Annotated in this window: 10 protein-coding genes and 1 other RNA gene; all 11 read left to right on the forward strand. The window is 46.7% G+C overall.

Translation table 11 applies throughout. From position 1 onward, the window contains the following. Nucleotides 1-330: 330 nt before the first annotated feature. Nucleotides 331-730, forward strand: a transfer-messenger RNA (tmRNA) gene (gene ssrA, locus HMPREF0645_RS13315). Nucleotides 731-843: 113 nt separating this feature from the next. Continuing rightward, complete coding sequence (locus HMPREF0645_RS05060) at nucleotides 844-1,155, forward strand: T9SS type A sorting domain-containing protein (protein WP_007173823.1); 312 nt, start codon at nucleotides 844-846, stop codon at nucleotides 1,153-1,155. Between the two features lie 212 nt (nucleotides 1,156-1,367). Next, a complete protein-coding gene (locus HMPREF0645_RS05065; RefSeq protein ID WP_007173824.1) occupies nucleotides 1,368-2,744 on the forward strand; it encodes a L,D-transpeptidase family protein in 1,377 nt (458 codons plus the stop codon). 55 nt (nucleotides 2,745-2,799) lie between these two features. Further along, nucleotides 2,800-3,312, forward strand: a complete 513-nt coding sequence (locus HMPREF0645_RS05070; protein ID WP_007173825.1) for an RNA polymerase sigma factor — start codon at nucleotides 2,800-2,802, stop codon at nucleotides 3,310-3,312. Nucleotides 3,313-3,428: 116 nt separating this feature from the next. Next, a complete protein-coding gene (locus HMPREF0645_RS05075) occupies nucleotides 3,429-3,815 on the forward strand; it encodes a hypothetical protein (RefSeq protein ID WP_007173826.1) in 387 nt (128 codons plus the stop codon). Nucleotides 3,816-3,850: 35 nt separating this feature from the next. Continuing rightward, complete coding sequence (locus HMPREF0645_RS05080; RefSeq protein ID WP_245544004.1) at nucleotides 3,851-4,261, forward strand: hypothetical protein; 411 nt, start codon at nucleotides 3,851-3,853, stop codon at nucleotides 4,259-4,261. Between the two features lie 303 nt (nucleotides 4,262-4,564). After that, nucleotides 4,565-8,470: a hybrid sensor histidine kinase/response regulator transcription factor gene (locus tag HMPREF0645_RS05085; RefSeq protein WP_044123311.1), complete on the forward strand. Its 3,906-nt coding sequence runs from the start codon at nucleotides 4,565-4,567 to the stop codon at nucleotides 8,468-8,470. A 48-nt stretch (nucleotides 8,471-8,518) separates the two neighbouring features. Then, nucleotides 8,519-11,083: a xylan 1,4-beta-xylosidase gene (xyl3A, locus tag HMPREF0645_RS05090; RefSeq protein WP_007173829.1), complete on the forward strand. Its 2,565-nt coding sequence runs from the start codon at nucleotides 8,519-8,521 to the stop codon at nucleotides 11,081-11,083. 875 nt (nucleotides 11,084-11,958) lie between these two features. Continuing rightward, the gene (locus HMPREF0645_RS05095; RefSeq protein WP_007173830.1) at nucleotides 11,959-15,096 is read left to right on the forward strand and encodes a SusC/RagA family TonB-linked outer membrane protein; all 3,138 of its coding nucleotides are present in this window, start codon (nucleotides 11,959-11,961) and stop codon (nucleotides 15,094-15,096) included. Nucleotides 15,097-15,115: 19 nt separating this feature from the next. Further along, nucleotides 15,116-17,062, forward strand: coding sequence for a RagB/SusD family nutrient uptake outer membrane protein (locus tag HMPREF0645_RS05100; RefSeq protein WP_044123412.1), 1,947 nt, complete (start codon nucleotides 15,116-15,118; stop codon nucleotides 17,060-17,062). Nucleotides 17,063-17,103: 41 nt separating this feature from the next. Next, a complete protein-coding gene (locus HMPREF0645_RS05105; protein ID WP_007173832.1) occupies nucleotides 17,104-19,935 on the forward strand; it encodes a SusC/RagA family TonB-linked outer membrane protein in 2,832 nt (943 codons plus the stop codon). Nucleotides 19,936-19,940 lie beyond the last annotated feature (5 nt).

Below are 19,940 nucleotides of genomic sequence, written 5' to 3' on the forward strand. Positions count from 1 at the left end.
ACCAACGGCAAGGCCTTCAGAAAACTATGAAGTGCTGATTTTTCACTCGCTCCTCTTAACTCATTGTGTTCTTAGACGTTGTAAAAAACCGGCAAATTTCGCATATTTCGCCCAATGCCTTTTCCGCTTTCAAATACGGCAAGCATTCGAGGCACTTTGTCGTGATATTTCAGAGATATTTACAGGAAGATTCAACCTGTGTGATAAAGTGAATAAACGTTATCGTCAAAAATAAAAGGCAGGGAAGTTTGTATTATTCAGATAAAAACACTATATTTGCATCCCAGTCCTCTTGGCAAGCGTGCTAAGGGGGCGATATCATGAAATCTTGGGGTTGACTGGATTTGACAGCAGGATGAGATGGTATGTAAGCATGCGGAGCTTCGGTAGCTTGCTCCTTAATCTGAGTTATCAAAAATTTAATTGGCGAAAACAATTACGCTCTCGCTGCCTAATTGAAGAACAGTAGATTACTGGCTTAATTCCGTCACCAGGTGATGGAACGAGACATCGCTCCGAGGATGTTGTTCCGAATCCGGAGATCAAGCGGTGCAGGTTAAATCGGAAATAGCCCGTGTAGGTCTCGATGCTCGGGTGAAATTTAGAGGCTAAGGTGATGGTTGGTGGTTCGGGTCTTGCCATTACACGAAAAACAAAGGCCGAAATAAGCATGTAGAAAGCGTATGGTTTCCCTGTTTGGACGCGGGTTCGACTCCCGCCAGCTCCACTACTATGTTAAGGGTTAATTTATCTTAATAGGGTAATAAAAAGTGCCGTTTACGCCCGGATGTTATACATAAAACCTTATCTTTGCAAAAACGGCATTATATAAGGAATACGCGTATGAATCATAAAATACTTTCTGTGCTCTTACTGGTAACAGTTTTTTTAGGAGTTCCCCGAGTGGCAGATGCCACGCCGGCTATAGAAATTATTGATAATGAAATTCAAAAGATTTCCATTACAGTTAATGAGGAGTCTGTAATGCGCATTACGGGTGCAGCTGGCCAAGAACTTTCCATTTATAACATTACAGGCGTAAGGGTGATGAACTTGAAAATAGATGGAGCCGACAGGAGCTACAGCCTGAACTTACCCAAAGGTTGCTATATCGTTAAGGTGGGCAAGATGGTTCGCAAAATATCGATTAGATAAGAAAAACGCCTGTAAACTTGAAACCTATCCGTTGGCTGTTGGCTGTTTTTTTCATTGGAATTTGCTTTCAGTCGTGCCATGAAAAGAATATCAACGTGAATAGTCATTTGTCATTAGATGACTATAAGTCGTTGGATACAACTATTTATCATATAAATGCTCGGAAAATACGTGAGCACATTGGTTTTTTGTGTCGGTCTGACAAGGACTCAATGGCTCCGGACTATCGTACCCGTAAGTATTACAAGAGCAATTATTCTTTCTTGTGGATAGACCGAAAGGGGATTGACGGCAGGGCAGACAGCCTGATAGATTGTCTACAGAACATTACGAGGATAGGTTTTTCTAAAAACAAATTTCGTCTCCCTCGGATAGAGAGCGATTTGCAACGGCTTAGAAACTTGGACTTTGATGGGTCGGACAACTCCATCAATAAGGTGTTGGCACGGTTGGAATACAATCTTACCAAGGCTTATTTCCGCTATGTCTCCGGCCAGCGATTTGGTTTTATGAATCCCAAATATGTGCTCAACCACGTTGATGTGCATGAACAAAAGGAAAATACAGTCACGTACCGTACATTATATGACATTAAGACGGAGCGTGCAGGTGACAGATTTTACCGGACCGCTATGAGCATGATTCGTGAAGACAGCATAGCCGATTTTATAAGAAAAGCGGAACCGAACGACGAAGTTTACGATAGCTTGGAGAGGCTGTTGCAGAGTCCGGGACTGTCACGCATGCAGCGGAATAGGATCTTGGTCAATATGGAGCGGTGCAGGTGGCGAATGCAGGACAATCCGCAAAGGCATGAGAAATATGTTCTCGTGAACATCCCATCTTTCCACCTACGGGCTGTGGACGGCGACAAGGTGCTGACGATGCGAATTGCATTTGGTTCCAACAAAAATAAAACACCCTTGATTGTCAGTGCTATCAAGCGAATGGACGTCAATCCACAATGGGTGATGCCCAAAAGTATCGTCAGGAAGAGCGTTGTGCCACAGTTAGGTAACATCAATTATTTTACACAAAACAGATATTTCATCCGCAATCGTCAAACCGGTGAGCATGTTGATGTCAGCAGTGTGTCGCCCGAAATGCTTGAGAGCGGCGATTATTTTGTTATCCAGCGAGGTGGGGAAGGGAATGCGATGGGAAGAATTGTCTTTCGGTTTGATAATAATTTATCAATTTACTTGCACGACACCTCGTCTCGCACAATATTCGATCGTTCGGTAAGGAATGTGAGTCATGGATGCATCAGAGTGGAGAAGCCTTTTGAACTGAGCAAGTTTGTGCTTGCCAAAAAAGATGACAAGCTTGTGGATAGGATAAATTATTCGATGCATGCAGACGTGTCGCCTGTCAATATGAAAAAAGAGGAAATGACAGAGCGGATGATGCTCGTGGCTGATACCCTGGATCGAAGTCGGCTTATAGGTAGTGTCAATATTAAACCTATGGTTCCCATATTCATCTTATATTATACGATGTATCCTGATGCAAGTGGGAAAATCGAGACGTTCAGCGATGTCTATGGGTACGATTCATTGATATACCAACAGTTGAGAAATTACATATAACGAAACCTCCAAGGCAAAAACAGTGAGAGGGTGCGACGATGATAAACTGGTCAGCATGCTGGCCGACCCACAACAGCAGCATAAGGCTTTTGCGCTCGTTGTTCATCAATATAGTGAGCAGCTATATTGGAAGATTCGTCGCATGGTACTCTCGCATGATGATGCCAATGACGTTTTGCAAAATACTTTTATCAAAGCGTGGAACAAACGGTCAACATTCCAAAATAAATCGAAGTTCTCTACTTGGCTTTTCCGCATTGCCATCAACGAATCTCTTGATTTCCTTCGGCGTCAGAAACAGGCACAGCAGGTCAGTGCCGATGATGAGGCGGTGTCTGCTAAACTTTTGGCCGATGAGTATTTTGATGGATCTCGAGCCGAGGCCCTGCTTCAACAGGCCATCGCATCACTGCCCGATGTGCAGCGTATGGTGTTCAATCTCCGATATTACGATGAAATGAAATATTCGGAAATGAGCCAACTTCTCGACACCAGCGAGGGGGCTTTGAAGGCGAGCTATCATTTAGCTGTTAAAAAAATTAAGGCGTATATTGAGAGAAGGGAGTGAATGGTGGTTAAGAATATTGAGAGAGAGAGCATTTCTTTTGTGCATTTCGAGTACAACAAGTTCATCTCAATTTAAACCTTAAGGCCTAAAGAACGTCAAATAGACAAAAGAAAGATATGGAAAGAGAAGATCAATTTTTGGTTGACAGGTTTGGTCGAGAAACTCCATTTAGGGTGCCCGACGGATACTTTGAAGACTTTGCTTCTCTGATGATGCAAAAGTTGCCGGAGAAAAACGAACGTGCCACCACACCACATTGGGTTGTCATGAAGACAAATCGTTGGCATCGCTGGCGTCCGATAGCGGTTGTAGCAGCATGTGTCTGTGCAGCCGTCTTTGGAGTGGGCGTATATCTGCACAGCAATACACCAGGAGTTACTGAGTCACACGTTCGAGTAGCAAACGGCGTTTCGCCTGTCTCATTCTCTGCGGTGGATGCCATCGCAGATTATGCCATGCTTGATGCCGAAGACATGTATGCCTATATGGAAGATGCTGAGTAGTTAACCATTTAATATGTAAATCCTTGAAAAGGTTCTTGTTTATTTTAGCCATAGCATTTGCAGCAGTACAGCTGAATGCGCATGAGAGACATAAGTTCAATCCTGAGAAATATGAGGCTGAGCTTCAGCAATTTATTGTGACGGAAGCAGCACTCACTCCTTATGAAGCATCTGTCTTTTTTCCTGTTTATAAGGAGATGCAGGACAAGCAGCGTTTGTTGTTTAACAAGATGCGTAGCTTTCGTCATGTTGACGTAAGGGATGACAAGGCATGCTTGGAAGCTATTCAAGGCAGAGATGAAACGGAACTTAAAATTAAGAAATTGCAGCAGCAATACCATACTAAGTTTTGCAGAATTCTGCCGCCCAGTAAGGTTTTTCGGATTATCAGGGCAGAAGAAAAGTTCCACCGCCAGGCATTTCGGCGTGCGGCCAAGCGAAGGTAATTTATAGCTTTGCTGTTATCATGACTCTTTAATTGACAGAGAAAAGGGCTGGGTTCCTCTGTGCGGAATTCAGTATTAGGTACAGATAAGAAGTTGTTTGGCTACGTCTGCACTTGATACTTGTGTCAGCGATTTCTTGTCATCGGAAATCTCTCTCTTAAATCATGTGGTATTTCCAAAATTATTTGTATTTTTGCTGTCACTATCACTATCTTTCCGACTTCTTACGCTGCACATACGCAAAAGAGGCTTCTTTTTGAAAGCGAAGTGTTGCATGAGGAAAAAACGTTCTTGACTAAAACTATGAGATACTATAAATGTTACATCTTGATGGCCTTTCTTTGGGTGGGGATGCTCTCCACACAAGCAAGGAATAACTATGTCTACTCGTCAGACAGGTTATCAAGCAGTATGATCATCAGTATTTTTCAAGACCATCATGGCTTTCTATGGGTTGGCACAGAGTATGGGTTGAATCGTTTTGATGGATATCGATATATCAACTATCTTCATGATAGAAAAGACTCCACATCCCTTGTTGATAACACGGTTGTTTCGTTTATGAACGACAGTCAGCACAATCTTTGGATTGGTACAAACCGTGGTTTGGTGAAATTCAACTATGCATCCAATGACTTTCGAACCTATCATTTCCCTCATGGCGTGAAACCACGTGTGACGGCCATGGTGGAAAACGACCAAGGAGATATCTATATCGGCACATCCGGCTATTATGGAATATATGTTCTGAGGAAAGGCAAATCAACGATTGAGGTTGCCAAGGAGTTTGGCGTAAGGGATGAAAACTTTGTGTATTATTTATTTCAGGACGACAAGCAAAACCTTTGGAAGTGCAATCATCTGACATCTTTCGGTTATTATCAAATGCGACATGGAAAGCCTGCCGGCTTTAAGGCTTTCGAATCTTCAGTTGGCCCCATCAACAAGTTCCATCAGTTAAACGATGGGCGAATTCTCATTGTTTGCCTGTATGGCATATTGGAGTATAACTATAACACGGGCAAGCTGAAAAAGGCTGATTATGTTTTGCCTCAACTTTCAGGTAACCTTTCCATCAGGAGTTCGTATTTGGACAGTAAGGGCAACCTATATATAGGTATCAAGAGCCTTGGCCTGATGGTTATTCCTGCGGGAAAGCAAAGAGCAGAGGTTGTCAAAGGCTCCAATGCACAAGTAGATCTAAGTCGTTCCAATGTGGTTGCCATTTTCGAGGACCGCACACAAAACCTTTGGATTGGTACTTATGATCAAGGGGCATACATTGTCAACGAGCAACAAACGGCGTTCAAGAGTTGGGAATTTTTATCCCAAAACTATATGGTGAGCGGTAGCACGACCGCACTCGTGCCCGGTGACAATGGTGATGTTTGGTGTGCTGTGCGCAACAATGGCATCTATCATTTTGACGGTCAGGGTAATATTGTTGGCCATCCGAACTCTCCGGTAGGTACAAACTTTCTCTACCGCGACCGTCAAGGCGACTGCTGGATCAGCACAGAGAATGTGCTTTTCAGCTATAATCCCATCACGGGAACCAGTCAGCGAAAGGCCAAGTTTGAAGGGTGGGGTATCTATGGCATCGCAGATGATGGCAAAGGCAACCTTTATGTGTCCAACTTTGGCAAGGGGCTTTATATCTATAACAAATACACCGGACGAACCGTCAACTACAACATGAACCAAAAAGGTAGACTGGGGCATCTGTGGAACGACTGGATAGAATCACTTATTGTTGATAGACAAGGCTTGGTGTGGATGGCCACCATGAACGGCCTCTCGTGCTTCAACCCAGCCACGGGGAGCTTCCGCCCGTGGGGATGGCTCAGCCAATTGGAGGGATTACATTGTACGCACATTTACGAGTCGGACAGACACGGTATTCTTGTGGGTACGGATGCAGGTTTATATCATTTCAATGCCAAGACAAAACGTGTGGAAAGCTTTCCTCATTCAGAGGTGATGGAAGACAAGAAAATATGTGCCATTGTTGAGGATAAGAAGGGAGAGCTGTGGATTAGTACCAGCATGGGGATATGGGAGTACAATCCTAAGAGCAAAAAGTTTATTGCACACATGAATGGCAATGGTCTCGTGACACGCGAGTACACTCTGAATGCGGCCTTGACAACCAAGGACGGCATGATTGGCTTTGGCACAGGAGACGGGCTTACCGTCTTCTATCCTGATGTTGTGCGCAGTAGTCATGTGGAGATGGGAGATATTTATCTCACCAATTTTATCGTGGGCGACAAATATGTCGACTTCCTCTCCAACAAGTTCGAAATACCTTATTCAGAGAATTCTTTCTCCATGGAATTCTCATTGCTCAACTTCAGGAATGCAGACAATACGAGTTTTGAGTATAGCATGAATGGAGGTAAGTGGATTTCCACTGCTGAGGGAACCAACCGCATATTCTTTTATAGATTGAAACCCGGTAAATACACCATTCGTGTGCGTGCTGTGAACAATGGCGTCGTGTCCGAAAAGTGCAAGGTATTGACCGTGGTAGTCAACAACCCATGGTATGCCACGTGGTGGGCCTATTTGATTTACGCCCTGATTATTGGTGGCATTATTTTCATGATTGTGCTTTATTATATGCGTCGCAAGCGTGTGGAAATGGAAGAGTCGAAGATGCGTTTCCTCATTAACGCTACCCATGACATCCGTTCTCCGCTCACGTTGATACTCGGTCCTCTGAAAAAGTTAAAAGACAGACTGACAGACCCAGATACATTGGCCGACCTTGACATTATCGACAGGAATGCGCAACGGTTGCTGTTGTTAGTCAACCAGATATTGGACAGACGCAAGATAGACATGAAGCAGATGCACCTGCATTGTTCCGAAACCGATCTGGTAGAACTTATTATGGGCATCAAATCGCTTTTTCAGTACAATGCAACCCAGCGGGACATCACATTGCGATTGATTCATGACAGCCATCCCTACATGGTATGGATAGACAAGAACAATTTTGACAAGGTGGTTTCCAACCTACTTTCCAATGCTTTCAAGTTCACACCGGACGGAGGAGAGATAACCATTACGTTGGAAGAGGACGCCAATTCGGTCAGAATGATCGTCCAGGATAATGGTCCCGGCTTTCAAGATGAGCATCCCGACCGATTCTTTGACAGGTTTTACCAAGGCAGTGGCACCCCTGTGTCCGTACAGCCCGGAACTGGCATAGGCCTTAATCTCTGTCGGTCAATTGTGCACATGCACGGTGGAACCATCAAGGCCGCCAATCGTAGCGACGGGCACTCCGGTGCATGCTTCACGGTCGAGCTGCCCAAAGGCAACAAACATCTCAAGCCTGAACAAATGGCAGAGACTCGTCCGGATGGACGAGTTACACAGACGCCAGCCTATTCACGCCCCAACAGGAACCTGAAGGTAGCCTTAGTGGATGATGATTTGGAGTTGGCACAATACATCAAGAAGGAATTGAGTAATTGGTTCTATATGGACATCTTCCCCAATGGCAGCAAAGCCCTTCAGGCATTACTCGTTGGCGACTATGATGCTGTGGTGTCTGACATTATCATGCCCGAGATGGATGGAGTCACGTTGTTGAAGAATATCAAAAACAACACCCAGATAAGCGACCTTCCCGTCATCTTGCTCACGTCAAAGTCTGAGGTGAAAGACAGGCTGAAGGGCATCAAGGAGGGAGCCGATGCATATATCTCCAAGCCGTTCAATATTGACGAACTACGTTTGCTCATTGTCAACCACGTCGACAATGTGCGCCGCCTACGCGGCAAGTTCAGTGGCGCGCAAAGTCAGGACGATACGGTGGAGAACATAGAGGTCCAGGGCAACAACGACCTCTTGATGGATCGTATCATGAAGAGTATCAATGCCAACCTCTCTAATCCTGATTTCAATGTAGAGATGTTGATGGCCGAGGTTGGCATCAGCAGAACCCAGTTGCATCGCAAGATGAAAGAAATTACCGGCATTTCTGCTGGTGGTTTCATCCGTAATATACGATTGCAACAGGCTGCACGGCTCATCAAGGAAAAGAAACAGAATGTCACCCAGATTGCGTATGCGGTAGGCTTCAACTCCCAGACCCACTTCTCGTCGGCATTCAAGAAGCATTTTGGAATGACTCCTTCGGAATATGCCAACCAGGAAGACACGGGCGAACCAACCCCCGATCAGGTTGATTCTTAGGATTTAACTCTGCAACATATTACCAATCCTATACTGAACCATGTAACAATGAATCGTAAAAAAATCCTTTTCTTTTTATTATGGATTTGCATTTTGCCTATGAAGGCACAGCAATTTCCCTACCAAAACACCGATCTATCGCCCAAGGAGCGTGCTGCTGACCTCTGCTCACGCCTCACTCTGGAGGAAAAAAGCAAGATCATGCAAAACGGATCACCTGCCATTCCACGCTTAGGCATACCCCAGTTTGAATGGTGGAGCGAAGCGTTGCATGGCATTGGGCGCAATGGCTTTGCAACTGTTTTCCCCATTACCATGGGCATGGCATCGTCTTGGGACGATGCATTGCTGCAGAAAGTGTTTGATGCTGTGAGCGACGAGGGTAGGGTCAAAGCTCAACAAGCCAAACGTTCCGGAACAATTAAACGTTATCAAGGACTTTCTTTTTGGACACCAAACATCAATATCTTCCGTGACCCACGTTGGGGGCGCGGACAGGAAACCTATGGCGAGGACCCTTATCTCACTTCGCGCATGGGTTTGGCTGTGGTGCGTGGCCTGCAAGGACCATCAGACAGTAAATATCGCAAACTGCTCGCATGTGCCAAACATTTTGCCGTGCACAGCGGCCCTGAATGGAACCGCCACACGTTCAATGTGGAGGACTTGCCCGAGCGCGACCTTTGGGAAACCTATCTCCCGGCATTCAAAGCCTTGGTGCAGCAAGGCGATGTCGCCGAGGTGATGTGTGCCTATCAGCGCATTGATGGCCAGCCCTGCTGTGGCAACAACCGTTTCCTAAAGAGCATTCTGCGCAACGAATGGAACTATCAGGGCATGGTGGTTAGCGACTGCTGGGCCGTTCCCGATTTTTGGAAGAAAGGTCATCACGAGGTATCGCCCGATGCAACCCATGCTTCTGCCAAGGCAGTGCTGTCAGGAACCGACGTAGAGTGCGGCAGCGATTATAGCAATCTCCCGGAAGCAGTCCGAGCAGGTATCATCAAGGAGGCCGATGTAGACGTGAGCGTGAGACGGCTCTTGGAGGCCAGGTTTGCATTGGGCGACTTCGACCCGGATGAACTGGTGCCCTGGACAAAGATATCTGAAAGCGTGGTTGCCTCCAAGGCTCACAAGCAGTTAGCTCTTGACATGGCCCGCAAGAGCATGGTGTTGCTGCAAAACAACGACATCCTGCCGCTGAAGAGGAGTGGACAGAAAATTGTGGTGGTGGGAGCCAATGCCATTGATTCCACAATGATGTGGGGCAACTATAGTGGCTATCCCACGCAAACCGTCACCATATTGCAGGGTTTGCAGACCAAGTCGGACCAAGTAACATTTATTCCCGGCTGTGGCCTTACGCGCAACGAACTTCGCGAGAGCAGATACAATGAGATTTCACACAACGGCCAACCGGGCATGCAAGCCACTTATTGGAATAATGAGAACATGATCGGCACACCAGCAGCGCAGATGGTGCATCGCGAACCTATCAACCAAAGTAACGGTGGTGCCACGGTTTTTGCCCCCGGCGTAAACCTTAACCATTTCTCTGCCCGCTATGAGGGTACATTCAGCCCCACGCGCACAGAGACACTCCATCTTAATGTCTCGGCCGACGATAAGGTGCGAGTCATCGTCAATGGCGACACCCTGATCAATAATTGGACGAGTAGGGAGCGTATAGACGTGATGAACAAGGAGCTTGACGTGAAGGCAGGACAGCAGTACAAGGTTCAGATAGACTATGTGCAGGTCACCTCGCTGGCCATGATCAAGTTTGACATCACCCACACGGGTTTATCCACACCCCAGGATATTGTTCGTAAGACGGCCGGAGCTGACGTTGTGATCTTTGTCGGAGGCATATCGCCCAGACTTGAGGGCGAAGAAATGGAAGTGTCCGACCCGGGTTTCAAGGGAGGCGATCGCACCACTATCGAGCTGCCACAGGCACAGCGCGAGGTGATCAAGGCGCTCAGCGAAGCCGGACGACGCATCGTGTTCGTCAACTGCTCGGGCAGTGCCATAGCCCTGACTCCCGAGAGCCAGCGCGTGGATGCCATTCTGCAGGCTTGGTATCCCGGAGAACAGGGAGGCACAGCAGTGGCCGATGTTCTTTTTGGCGATTACAACCCCTCGGGCAAGCTCCCTGTCACATTCTACAAGAACGATGCTCAGCTTCCCGACTTCCTCGACTACCGCATGGCAGGCAGAACCTATCGTTATTTCAAGGAAACTCCGCTTTTCCCCTTTGGGTATGGTCTGAGCTACACCCAGTTCACGATTGGTCAGCCCCGTTACATTAACAATCAAGTGCAAGTCAGCGTGTCGAATACTGGGAAACGAGACGGAGACGAGGTGGTGCAGGTTTACATCCGACGTACTGACGACGCGGCAGGACCCATCAAAACCCTGAGGGGCTTTCAAAGAGTGTCGCTCAAGGTGGGCGAAACCAAGCAGGTGTCTGTCAGCTTGCCCCGTGAAAGCTTCGAGTGGTGGGATGCTTCTTCTAACACCATGCGTGTCATACCCGGCAATTATGAAGTGATGGTGGGTAGTTCGAGCATGGCCAAGAATTTGAAAACCATAATGGTTAATCTCAAGTAAAACACGCTCAGTGTGGTTAAATCCGCTGTGTGAAACCGTTGATATTATGGTTTTACACAGCGTTTTTTGTGTCCGCCTTCTACGATGAAATTCTCGGCGCGAGTAAGTGGTGTTGAATTTCAGCATACAATAGTATTTGAAAAAAGCGTACAAAAGGTCGCTCAGAATTAGCGTATTTGCAAACAAGAGGTGCCGTGGTCTCAAATACGCGCATTTTTCGGGTTTTCTTTAATATGTTGTTATTCATCGATTTGTGTCATATTTCTTTCTTTTGTGTCTTCATGAGTTTTTATTTCACCTTGCGTTTAGGGCTTAATCATGGTGCGTTTGAGCCTTCGACGCAGCATGATTCCTGCCGTAACGTCATGCCTTGAGGGTCGAATCGCAGTGCCAAAGGATAGCAACCGTGGCGCGAGCACAAAAAGAAGCTGTTGGAAATGACAAGTCTGACGGTCATTTTTCATTTTATTTTTCCAGAGTAGCAGACGGTTAGACCCCAGATTTCAAGCTTGTTTTTTTACAAAATCCATTCCTCGGATGAATGTATAGTGTCGAAACATGTACGTTTTTGTTGATGAACGTTATCATTGCGGAATGCCCATAAACAGTGGGGTGGAACAAGCGGTGGAACATTTTTGAACGTTTGTGAAATATATCTGTAATATTTAGGTGGAGGATAATTTCCAACCCTGCCATTTACTTCGTATATTTGCAACGAGAAACCTAATATTCATTTCTAACGAAACAAAAAACGATGACCACATGGAATAAAACTTAGTCTGCAATTTTGCAGCACACATATGATTATATATCAATCTTAATAAACCAACCTTAGGAATAATAAGACCAAATGTTTAATTTACTTACCTTAAAACATGAAAAGGAATAAAGACAAACTATTGCAGTTTCTTTTGATTAATGTGTTCCTGTTTTGTATCGGCCTGACTAATGCCGTGGCACAGAACACGATGATTAAGGGAAACGTGAGTGACGAATTGGGCGAACCTCTGATAGGAGTAACCGTTATGGTTAAAGGCAATGAAAAACTTGCTACCATTACCGACTTTGACGGTAATTTCAAACTTTCGGTTCCCCACGCCCGACAAGCTACACTTGTTGTATCATATATAGGTATGGTAACTCAGGAAGTAGCCTTAGGCTCAAAGACCGAGCTGAAGATTGTGTTAAGAGAAGAAGCCAATATCTTGCAGGAGACTGTGATTGTGGGCTACGGACAGCAGAAGAAAGCCAGTGTTGTGGGTGCCATCACCCAAGCCGACAGCAAGGTGCTCGAGCGTGCGGCAGGTATTACAGATGTCGGCGCTGCCCTGACGGGTAATCTGCCAGGCGTAATAACCATGGCCAGTTCGGGCTTGCCCGGTGAGGAAGAGCCGCAGATTGTCATCCGCGGTTCAAGTTCGTGGAACAACAGTTCTCCGCTCGTACTGGTAGATGGTATAGAGCGACCGATGAGTTCCGTGGACATTTCCTCGGTACAAAACATTTCGGTGTTGAAGGATGCTTCGGCTACGGCTGTTTATGGTGTGAAGGGAGCCAACGGCGTTATCCTTGTCACGACGAAGCGTGGTAACGAGGGCAGAGCCCGCATCAATGCCACTTTCAACTCTATTGTCAAGGTTCCATCGAAGCTTCCCAACAAATACGATGCATACGATGCCTTGATGATGAGAAACAGGGCCATAGAGCATGAGCTGAACCTAAGCCCCGAGTCGTGGGCTGATATCCGCTCACAGGAATTCATAGACAACTATCGCAACCAAACCTCCTTGGAACAGCGTGAGCGCTATCCTAACGTAGACTGGCAGGACGCCTTGTTTAAGAAATCCGTCATGTCTTACAATGCCAACTTGAATGTAAGTGGTGGCACAAAATTCGTGAAATACTTTGCGTCGGTCGATTTTGCCAATGAAGGCGACCTTTTCCGCGTTTACGATAATAACCGTGGTTACAACTCCGGTTACGGCTACAACCGCATCAACGTTCGCAGCAACCTTGACTTTCAAATCACCAAGACCACAACCCTGAAAGTAAATGTGGCTGGTTCGAATGGTCAGCAGAAGGCTCCGTACAACAACTCGGAACATAACAGTACATCCGACTGGGCAGTGGCACAGCAGTGGGCCGGTGCCTACAACATTGCACCCGACGTATTTCTTCCCACCTACAGCGACGGATCGTGGGGTTTCTATCCCTCGGGCACCAATGTGACCAACTCGGCACAGGAGATGTCGCTTGGCGGTACCATGAAGAACACGACGACCCGTATCAACACCGACTTCTCGCTCGACCAGAAGCTCGACTTTATCACCAAGGGATTGAACTTCCATGGCATGATATCGTGGGATAATGTCTTTGTGGAGTGGAAACGCGGTATCAACGACCTCTTCAATGATGCTCAGCGGAAATGGATTGACCCGCTGACGGGTGAAGTAACCTACAAGCAGGCTTATGAGAACAATAACCATTTCGACTTTCAACAACCCGTCAATTGGACCATACAAGGTGGAGAGGTGCAAAACTGGCGCACGCAGCGACATCTTAACTATCAGTTGCAAATGAACTGGGCACGAACATTCGGTGTTCATGACCTTACTGCCATGGGACTGTTCAGCCGTCAGGAAACGGCTTGGGGAAGCATGGTGCCTAACTATCGCGAGGACTGGGCATTTCGTACGACCTATAATTATGCACAGAAATATTTTATAGAATATAACGGTGCCTACAATGGTTCTGAGAAATTCAGCAAGGACAATCGTTTTGCTTTCTTCAACTCTGGCGCACTCGGCTGGATGGTGACAGAGGAAAAGTTTATGAAAAATGTGAAGTTCCTCGACATGTTGAAGCTTCGTGTTTCATATGGTGAGATTGGAGACGACAACGTGCCTTCGCGCTGGCTCTACATGAATCAGTGGGCATACGGTGGTAATGCATCGTTGGATGTCAACCATGGCTCAAGTCCCTACACTTGGTATCGAGAGGCTTCGGTAGGTAATCCGGATGTTCATTGGGAGAAGGTGAGAAAACTCAACATCGGTGCTGATTACTCATTCTTCGATGGACTCTTCGTGGGAAGTGTGGATGTTTTCCGCGACAAGCGTACCGACATTCTTGTTGGTGGAGGCGACCGGTCGGTGCCTTCTTATTTCGGACAGAGTGCTGTTACGGCTAACCTCGGAGAGGTGAAGACCCGCGGTTACGAGTTGGCATTGCGTGTCAACAAGGTATTTCCTACCGGTCTGCGAGTTTGGGGTGATATGAACATGACCCATGCTGAAAACGAGATTATCGTGAAGGATGACCAACCCTTGCTCCCTGCTTACAGAAAAGCTGCCGGATATGCCATCGGGCAGACACATGCCTATATCGACAGGGGCTATATGAATAGTTATGACGAGATTTATGCCAGTCCGAGATTCGACTCCAACAATGAGATGAAATTGCCGGGCGACAAATATATCGTCGACTTCAACGGTGACGGCGTAGTGGATGTCAATGACCAGGCCCCATACGGCTATTCCGGATCACCACAAAACACGTACAGTGTTACCGTGGGTACAGAGTGGAAAGGACTTAGCTTCTTTGTACAGTTCTATGGTGTAACCAACGTTACCCGTGAGGTGACGCTGACCAACTTTGGCGGAAAGATGAACACTGTCTTCGACCAAGGATCTTGGTGGTCACCTGACAACATGAATGCTGACGTGTCTCCTTCGCGCTGGATTTCACAGCAAGCGAACTATGCCAGTGGCACGCGCTATTTGTATGACGGTTCTTACGTGCGCTTGAAAAACATTGAGTTGGCCTACAACTTCACACAGAAGTGGGTGAAGACCATTGGGCTTTCAAATCTCAGACTGTATGTCAGTGGCAATAACCTATGGGTATGGTCGCGCATGCCGGACGACCGCGAGTCTAACTTTGCCGGTGCGGGCGGACAGGGTGCCTATCCTACGGTGAAACGTATTAACTTTGGATTACGCGTAGGCTTCTAACAAATAAGATATGATGACAATGAAAAAAATATATGGTATTTTGGCATACAGCGCCATTGCTGTCTGCATATCGGCGGGAATGACCTCTTGCACAGATTATCTGGACAAAGAGGCCGACTCGACCGTATCAGAAGATGTGTCGTTTGTAAACTTCAATAACTTCCAGGGGTATATTGAGGAAATGTACAACTGTATACCCGATAAGGAGAAATGTTATTGGGTTACATCATTCAACTGGGGTGATGACGAAATCATGAACAGCGGTTTGGGCGATAGCCACATGACCCACCAGGTAGACCTCGGTGCATTCCGCAATTGGTCCACTAATAATCAGAACTGGCTTTACCGCACCCCGGTCAATTCTGACCCCATGAATAAATTCAATCATTCTCTTTGGCGCCATGCTTGGTACTGCATACGCAAGGCCAATATGGGGCTTGAAAATCTGGATAAACTCACTGTTGCCAGCCAGGAAGAGAAGAACATCATTGCCGGTCAGCTATACTTCTTTCGTGCGTGGTGGTATGAGGAACTGATGCAATGGTTCGGCGGATTTCCCTACCTGAAACACAGTATTGCCGCAACACAAAAGATGGAATATCCGCGCCTGTCGTTTCAGGAATGTGCGGACAGTTGTGCAGAGGATTTCCGCAAGGCTGCCGACTTGCTGCCGGTTAATTGGGACAAGACGACTGTGGGTCGCAAAACTCTTGGCAAGAACGATTTGCGTATCAATAAGATCACCGCTCTTGGCTATCTCGGCAAGGTGTTGCTGTGGGCTTCAAGTCCGCTGATGGAACATGGTGCGGAACTGGACGGCAAAAAGACATACGATTATAATAAGGAATATGCCCGCAGGTCGGCAGAGGCCTTTGGCGAACTGCTCGCACTCGTGGAAAGCGGACAGACGCAGTATGCGCTTGCCGAGTTTGACTACAGTGACATTTATAACCATATCAAATCGTCTTCGGCAAAAACCTGCTACTCTGATATATTCTATACCACGGGGCAGAACTGGAAGATGCCGGGAAGCACAGAGGCTATTATGCGGGGACCGTCTACCGATTACAATGGTAGTAACTGGAACTTTACCAAGACGTGGGGTACAAAAATCAACAGTCTTGTGGAACATGACAATGTGATTCATCAGCCCACGGCCAACTATGTGAACTATGCCTATGGTATGGCCAATGGCTTGCCCATTACTGATCCGAACTCCGGATTCGACCCGGAACATCCGTTCAAGAACCGTGATCCCCGCTTTTATCACGACATTATCTTTGATGGTTTCAAATATGTGAATACTACGATTCCTGCTAGTGACCCCAGTCACAACCAGCAGTATACCGGTTTCTACACGGGTGGTCAGACACGTGATGCAGCCAATGCGAGCCGCACGGGATATTACACCCAGAAACTTGTGCCCCATACGGCCAACAAGTTTGACGGAGCGTATAACTGGAGCGGTAGCCTGCACGTTTACTTGCCCTATATGCGGTTGGCCGACATCTACCTGATGTATGCTGAGGCCTGCGCTGCTTTTGGCGGTGCTTCGGCTAAGTCTACCAACTATGGCAAGACCGCGGAAGACGCCATCAACGTGCTTCGCGACAGAGTTGGTTCAGGTCATGTGAACGCCTCGTATGTTGCAGACGATCATAAGTTCATGGATGAGGTTCGTCGGGAGCGCGCCGCAGAGCTTGCGTTTGAAGGTTTCCGTTTCAACGATTTGCAACGCTGGTTGCTTCTCACGGTATATCCTTACAATATCAAGACATCGCAGGAGTTCGACCGTCAGGAGAACGAAAGCTTCTTCAAGAATAATGACCCTCGTGATGCCAAGGTTTCCAACTGGAGAGAAAAGAATATTGTAACCAGAGTATTTGGTACCAAGCATTATTGGTTCCCATTACTCGACAAGGACATTTACCTATACGAAGACTTCCCACAGAATCCCGGTTGGTAAGCTAAGACACAATCACAAATCATAAATAGCATTGAATAGATATGAAATATATATATAAATGTACTGTTTTACCGGCTCTGGCAGTCATAGCGTGTCATCTGCCCATGGCAGCCCAAGGCTTGGATGAAGTTGTGGCAGATACATTGCAGACAGACAACAATGTTCCTATTGCCTTTGCCAAGACACCCTTGAAGGAGACGCTTGGGGGTGTGTCGGTTGTAGACGTTGAGGAGCTGACAAGGAAAAGCTACAACACCTACAGCCTTGACAACACGGTAGGTTATGTAGGAGGTTGGAATGGTAACTCCCTATGGGGAATGGACGATTGGCTTGTCCTTATCGACGGTGTGCCACGCGATCTTAACAACGTGAAGCCCGACGAAATTAAGAACATCACGTTTCTCAAGGGTGCACAGGCTGTGGTGCTTTACGGCAGTCGTGGTGCCAAGGGCGTTGTACTTATAACAACGAAACGTGGAAAAGAGGGTCCGCTGCGTGTTGATGTACGTGTCAACACCGGATGGAACGTAGCCAAGAGTTATCCTGAGTATTTGGGTTCTGCTGAATACATGACACTCTACAATGAGGCTTTGGCCAACGATGGACTGAATCCACTTTATACACCGGAGCAGATATACAACTACGGCAACGGTTTGAACCCTTATCGCTACCCGAACGTTAATTTCTATTCCTCGGACTATATCAAGAAAGCTTACAATCGCACTGATGTTAACACGGAGATAAGCGGTGGCGGAACGTTGGCTAAGTATTATGCTAACATTGGCTACTATCGCAACGGCGATTATCTGAATTTTGGAGAGGCCAAGAACAACAGTCGGCAAAGATTCAATGTGCGTGGTAATGTCGACTTGCGGCTCAACGACTTCATTTCAGCCTATGTTAATGCCAATGTGACTTTCTATGACCAGAAGACACCAGTGGGCGATAATTACTGGAGCACGGCATCGACTTTCCGTCCCAATCGTATTAGTCCGATTATTCCAATGAGTTATTTGGATCCTAATGCGTTGGCAGCCCGAAAGATGATTGGCGAGACCCAAAATATTTTTGACGGTGGTTTCCTTGGTGGTACGCAGAGCGATCTGAAAAACGTTTTCGCTTCTTATTATGCCGGTGGACGTAGCAAGTACACCAGCAGGCAGTTCCAGTTCGATGCCGGAATAGATGTGGTGTTGGACGCTGTGCTGAAGGGATTGTCTTTCCATACACAGTTCTCAGTAGACTACCAGACGTCTTACACTACATCCTATAACAATGATTTTGCCACCTATGAGCCGAAATGGTCGAACTATGGAGGCAAGGACGTCATTGTAGGATTAAACAAGTTCAATTTGGACAAGAAGTCGGGTGTACAGAATATCAGCAACAGCACGGATAACCAAGTGATGAACTTCAATGCTCATTTCGACTATGAGAGGACTTTCGACAGAGTGCACAATGTCAATGCTCAGTTGGTTGTTAATGGCTATCAGCAGACGTTCTCGCAGCAATACCACAAGACCAGTAATGCAAACTTAGGTCTGAAGCTGGCTTATAACTATGATCACAAGTATTATGCTGACTTCTCTGCTGCCGCCATACATTCGGCTCGTCTGGCAGAAGGACATCGTCAGGCACTCTCTCCCTCGCTGTCGTTAGGGTGGAACCTGGCGCGCGAATCCTTCATGGAGGACTCTGCATTCGATGATTTGCTTTTCAGTGTAAGTGGCAGTGTCTTGAATACCGATATAGGTATTGATGACTATTACATGTATGCCGGCGCATTCAGCCAGACCAATGCTTATTGGTGGGGTTGGACAGAGGGTGTCTCCATGAACCCCACCGTGTCAAACCGAGGAGGTAACGAGGATTTGACCTTCTTGAAGCGCAAGGAACTCTCGGCCAATTTGAAGGCTTCGCTATGGAATAGAACCCTGACGGCTGATGCTTCGTTCTTTATCAACACGCTCAATGGAAAGGTGATTACAGGCAATGCCTCATATCCTAACTATTTCTTCACTTACTATCCTGATGCCACGTTCATTCCGTATATGAACTACGACAACGACCGTCGCATAGGTTTTGATTTCTCATTGAATTACAATAAGAAGTTTGGAGAGGTTGACTTCTCGGCGGGCTTGAATGCTACATATTATGATACGAAAGCTACCAAGCGCAACGATACCAACTTTCTTGATGAGTATCAATATCGTCAGGGACGCCCGGTGGATGCCATATGGGGTTATGAGTGCCTTGGCTATTTCCAGAGTGAGGAAGATATTGCCAACTCTCCCAGCCAAAGTCGCTTGAGTGGTAATATCGCCCCTGGTGACTTGAAGTACAAAGACCAGAATGGCGACAATATCATCGATAACAAAGACCAGGTTTATCTTGGCCGAGGCGGATGGTATGGAGACCCGTTGACATTGGGATTGAATCTCACGGCCAAGTACAGAGGCTTCACATTCTTTGTTCTCGGAACAGGAGGTTTTGGTGCTAAGGCTTTCAAAAACAACTCCTATTGGTGGGTTAGCGGAGAGAAAAAATACTCAGCTCCTGTGCGAGGCAGATGGACTCCCGAGACTGCTTCAACGGCCACATATCCACGTTTGACAACGGGTGACGGAGCCAATAACTTCACCAATTCTGACTTCTGGATGTATTCAAGAGACCAGTTTAATCTGGCCAAGGTGCAATTAACCTATGACTTCCCGTCCACCATGCTTGGCAACTCCTTTGTTCACGGATTGTCGGCTTATGTGAGCGGAAGCAATTTGCTGACCATCTCAAAGAATCGTGAGATCATGGAAATGAATGTAGGCTCCGAGCCGACAGCTCGTTTCTATAATCTCGGTGTGAAACTAACGTTCTAAAACTT

Source organism: Hallella bergensis DSM 17361 (assembly GCF_000160535.1).
Classification (GTDB): Bacteria; Bacteroidota; Bacteroidia; order Bacteroidales; family Bacteroidaceae; genus Prevotella; species Prevotella bergensis.